The following is a 4,333-nucleotide window of genomic DNA, read 5'->3' as shown; positions in this document are numbered from 1 at the left end:
AGGCCGACCTGCTTGGCGATCTCGTCATCCCAGTGGATGGGGTTGAGGTCACCGGACACGCCGGCGTAGTTGACCAGGTCGGCGCGGGTCAGGTTGATGGTCCTCTCGGGCAGCTCGTCGCCGACCTTGACCGAACTGAATTCACGCAGTGCCATCGTCGAAGCCACTTTCTCCACTCTCATCACTCCGCCCGGCGAGCGTCGTGTAATTCTCCTGGACGACGTCACCATCCTGGTTGGTGATGACGTTTCGGGTCACGATGATGTCGGTGCCGTGCGCCTGCCGGATCTCATGCAGGTACACGTCACAGAACAGCTTGTCACCGGCGGTCACCGGCTTGAGGAATTTCAGCACCTGGTCGACCTGGACGATCTGCCTGTCGGTGATGCCGATGTCGGCATGGTCGAACAGCGCCCGCTGCGCGGTGTAGCCGAACACCGAGATGAACGTCAGTGGCGCGACGACACCGGGGTAGCCGAGACCCGCGGCGGCCTCGTCGCTGTGGTAGCCCGGGTCGGTGTTCTTCACCGCATGGGCGTACTCGCGTACCTTCTCCCGCTCGACCCGGTAGCAGTCGGGGTACCGGTAGTGGGTCCCGACCAGTTCCTGCGACAGACCCACGACTCAGCGGGACTCTTTGTGCGCCTGATGCTTGCCGCAGTTGGGGCAGAACTTCATCAGTTCTAGCCGGTCGGGATCGTTGCGGCGGTTCTTCTTGGTGATGTAGTTGCGGTTCTTGCACACCTCGCACGCCAAGGTGATCTTGGGCCGCACATCGGTACTGGACGCCACGTCAACTGCTCTCTTTCTCGTTCGTCTGCGTAGCGGTGGGGGGGCTCGATCCCCCGACCTCACGATTATGAGTCGTGCGCTCTAACCAGCTGAGCTACACCGCCATGCCGGCGTCGCCGCCGGTCGAACGGCTCCGCCGAGCCCCCTAACGGAATCGAACCGTTGACCTTTTCCTTACCATGGAAACGCTCTGCCGACTGAGCTAAGGGGGCCTGACCCGCGCCGGCGGGCCTTAGAGAGACTACAGCCTGCGGTTGAACCCGGCCAAACTCCCGCCGAGCCGTGCTTTCACGGGCACAATCTAGGCGGCGAAACCAACCGAACCGAGGAGCCCGATCCTGCGCGTCCTTTTCGTCTGCACCGGGAACATCTGCCGGTCCCCCACCGCCGAGCGGCTCGCCGCCGCCCACGGAGCCGGAATTCCCGACTTCGAGGCGCACAGTGCCGGGGTCCAGGCGGTCATCGGCCGGCCCATGCACCCGGACTCCGCACGTGTCCTGCAGGAACTCGGCGGCGACCCCTCGGGGTTCGTCGCGCGGCAGCTCACCCCCAAGATCGCCGCGGGTGCCGACCTGGTCATCACCATGACCAGGGAGCACCGAAACGCGGTACTCGAGCAGGCGCCGCGCCAGCTGCACCGGACCTTCACCCTGATCGAAGCGGCGCGGCTGGTCTCCGAATTCGGCGCCCGGGAGATACGGGACCTGGCGGGGTTGCGGTCACAACTGGGCTACGACGACCCCGCTGACGTTCCCGACCCGATCGGCCAGGATGCGGACGTCTTCACCAGTGTCGGCTCCATGATCGCCGAATTGATGCCCCCGGTGATGGAGCTGTGCCGGAACTCCCCTCCCTCCGCCTGATCCACGCCCCCTAGGGTTGACCCATGTCCGACCGCCTGTATTTCCGTCAGCTGCTGTCCGGCCGCGATTTCGCGGCCGGCGACGTGATAGCCGAGCAGATGCGCAACTTCGCCTACCTCATCGGAGACCGGGAAACCGGGGAGGCGGTGATCGTCGACCCGGCCTACGCGGCCGGGGACCTGCTGGACACCCTCGAGGCGGACGGCATGAGGCTGTCCGGGGTGCTCGTCACCCACCACCACCCCGACCACGTCGGCGGGTCGATGATGGGCTTCGAGCTCAAGGGGCTGGCAGAACTCCTCGAGCGGGTCAGCGTGCCGGTGCATGTCAACACCCACGAGGCGCAGTGGGTGTCGGGGGTCACCGGAATACCGCTGAGCGACCTCACCGGCCACCGGCACGGCGACACGGTCTCGGTGGGCGCCGTCGACATCGAACTGCTGCACACCCCGGGGCACACCCCCGGAAGCCAGTGCTTCCTGGTCGACGGCCGGCTGGTCGCCGGGGACACCCTGTTCCTGGAGGGCTGCGGGCGCACCGACTTCCCCGGCGGGGACGTCGACGAGATTTTCCGCAGCCTGCAGCAGCTGGCCGGGCTGTCGGGCGACCCGACGGTGTTCCCCGGCCACTGGTATTCGGCCGAGCCCAGCGCCAGCCTCTCGGAGGTCAAGCGCAGCAACTACGTCTACCGGGTGTCCGACCTGGCCCAGTGGCGCGCGCTGATGGGCGCCTAACCCGGGTACACCGTGTAACCGAGGTCCTTGAGCATGCCCAACTCGACCGCTGTGATGACCCGGACACCGGGACCCTGGCCGTCGTTCGGGTCCATCAGGTAGGTGGTGCCGGCCGGGGCGTGGGCGGGGTCGAGGTGGGTCAGTGAACTGCCCGACGACCAGGGGCTGGGCGTGTAGAGCGGAACGGGTCCCCCGTAGGCGGCCTCGGCGTTCGGGCCGGTGAAGTACAGGCCTCCGCCGGACCCGGTGAGGTTCGGGGTGTAGGCGGCGTTCCAGGTGTAGTCGCCGCCGATCGGCGAGGTCCCGTTCGCCGTCGCGAGGTACTTGTCGTAGGTGGTCCAGTTGCGGTCGATGCCGGACGGTTCGCCCAGTCCGGTCATGAAGCCGAAGGTGTGCAGAAGTTCGTGCATGGCCACCGACTGGAAGTCGTACTGGTTGTTGGGCACGGAGTCGCCCAGCGCCCACGGGTAGGCGAAGTTCACGGTGATCTGGCTGTCCGACGTCGGCCCGTTCTGGTCGACGCCGGTCTGCACCTTGGTCTGCACGACGGTGGCGTAGTAGCCGGGGCCACTGGTGCCGAACTTGGCGAAGGCCGTTGCGAGCAGCCCGGAACTGGGGTTGTTCTGCCCGACCACGTCGTAGGTCAGCGTGACCGGGGCGTTGACCACGATGGAGGACGAGAGTCTGTCCGCCGCGGCCTGCAACGCGCTGCGCTCCGCCGGGGTCCAGTACTGCGAGCCGCTGCCGTAGACGAAGTTGAACCTGACCGAGGCCGGCGAGACGGCCACCGTGACCGGAACGTCGACGGTGCCTCCGTACCCGTCGGCGACGGCCAGGGTGAAGCTGTCGATGGTGTCGGCCGGCGCGGCGCCGGCCAGCGACGCGGCGTGACGGGCCAGTGCGGTCGGCGTGTAGGTGAAGGTCCCGTCTGCGGCGACGACCACGGCTCCCTTGCCCGTCGTCTGGGATCCGTTGTAGCTCAAGGCATCACCGTTGGCGTCGGATCCGATCAGCGCCCCGGCGACGATCCCGGTGGTGACGTCGGGCGCACCGAAGTCGGCCGAGGCCGTCGGTGCGGTGTTGGCGGGCAGGATGTTCACGCCGATCGGCACCGACGTCGTGCCGCCGTGGCCGTCGCTCACCACGACGGTGAACGCGTCGACCCTGTCGGCGGCGGCCGCGGTGAGTTTGGCCGCAGCGTGCCGGGCCGCGGGCGTGGGCGTGTAGGTGAACGCCCCGTCCGCCGCGACGGCCGCGGTGCCCTTGGCGGTGGTCACCGATCCGCCGAAGGTCAGCGGATCCGAGTCGGCGTCGCTCGCGATGACCCGGCTGGAGACCGCCCCGGTGGTGGGATCGATCGCGCGGACGTCCACCGAGGCCGTCGGCGCGGTGTTGGCCGGTCCGATCGAGACCAGGACCGGCACGGCGACCGATCCGCCGTAGTTGTCGGCGACGGTGACGGTGAAGGTGTCGGTGGTGTCGCCCGCGCCGGCGCTCAGTGCGGCCGCGAGGTGCCGGGCGGCGGCCGTCGGCCGGTAGGTGAAGCTGCCGTCCGGGCCGACCGTCACGGTGCCCTTGGTCGTGGTGGCCGAACCGCTGTAGGTCAGCGGGTCGCCGTCGGCGTCGCTGCCGGCCACCGAGCCGACGACCGCACCGGTGGCCGGGTTCGGGCTGCCCACGCGCGCGGTCCCGGTCGGTGCGGCGTTGAAGGCGCCGACCGCGACGGCCACCGGTATCGCGATCGAGCCGCCGTGGCCGTCCGAGGCCGTGACGGTGAAGGCATCGGAGCGGTCGGCGGCGGTGGCCCGGGGGGAGGCCGCCGCGTGCCGGGCCGCGGCGGTGGGGGTGTAGGTGAAACTGCCGGCGGCGGCGACGGCGATCGCGCCCTTGGGGGTGGGGGCGGGGGCGGAGTAGCTCAGGGAGTCACGGTCGGATTCGGCGCCG

At 68.9% G+C, this 4,333-nt stretch carries 6 protein-coding genes and 2 tRNA genes; 2 read left to right on the top strand and 6 right to left on the bottom strand.

Going from position 1 to position 4,333, the window contains the following annotated elements:
• The 5 genes from ACKOQ4_RS11210 to ACKOQ4_RS11190 all read right to left on the bottom strand — a co-directional run.
• Positions 1-155: MaoC/PaaZ C-terminal domain-containing protein (locus ACKOQ4_RS11210; RefSeq protein ID WP_526291796.1), on the bottom strand; the 155-nt coding region annotated here is incomplete at its 3' end.
• Entirely contained in the window at positions 142-621 is a 480-nt protein-coding gene (hadA, locus tag ACKOQ4_RS11205) for a (3R)-hydroxyacyl-ACP dehydratase subunit HadA (protein ID WP_526291792.1), read from the bottom strand. The genes hadA and ACKOQ4_RS11210, both read right to left, overlap by 14 nt.
• A 3-nt stretch (positions 622-624) precedes the next feature.
• Positions 625-792 carry a 50S ribosomal protein L33 gene (rpmG, locus tag ACKOQ4_RS11200; RefSeq protein ID WP_526291790.1) on the bottom strand — a complete coding sequence of 56 codons (168 nt, stop codon included), beginning with the start codon at positions 790-792 and terminating at the stop codon, positions 625-627.
• A 30-nt stretch (positions 793-822) separates the two neighbouring features.
• Positions 823-896 (bottom strand) — tRNA-Met (locus ACKOQ4_RS11195).
• A gap of 35 nt (positions 897-931) precedes the next feature.
• A tRNA-Thr gene (locus tag ACKOQ4_RS11190) sits at positions 932-1,004 on the bottom strand.
• A 123-nt stretch (positions 1,005-1,127) separates the two neighbouring features.
• On the opposite strand from ACKOQ4_RS11190, the gene ACKOQ4_RS11185 reads away from it, so the two are divergent.
• Positions 1,128-1,655: an arsenate reductase/protein-tyrosine-phosphatase family protein gene (locus ACKOQ4_RS11185; RefSeq protein WP_526291794.1), complete on the top strand. Its 528-nt coding sequence runs from the start codon at positions 1,128-1,130 to the stop codon at positions 1,653-1,655.
• A 23-nt stretch (positions 1,656-1,678) separates the two neighbouring features.
• Positions 1,679-2,389 (top strand): MBL fold metallo-hydrolase, encoded by a 711-nt coding sequence (locus tag ACKOQ4_RS11180; protein ID WP_526291788.1) that lies wholly within the window; start codon positions 1,679-1,681, stop codon positions 2,387-2,389.
• Here ACKOQ4_RS11180 and ACKOQ4_RS11175 read toward each other — a convergent pair.
• On the bottom strand, positions 2,386-4,333 hold a 1,948-nt coding region (locus ACKOQ4_RS11175), incomplete at its 5' end, for a cadherin-like domain-containing protein (protein ID WP_526291786.1). The two genes, ACKOQ4_RS11180 and ACKOQ4_RS11175, sit on opposite strands and share 4 nt — an antisense overlap.

Origin of the sequence: Mycobacterium sp., from assembly GCF_046095365.1 — a bacterium.
Lineage (GTDB): Bacteria > Actinomycetota > Actinomycetes > Mycobacteriales > Mycobacteriaceae > Mycobacterium.
Note: the sequence above shows the minus strand (reverse complement) of the source record. Positions and strands in the feature narration are given on the sequence as shown.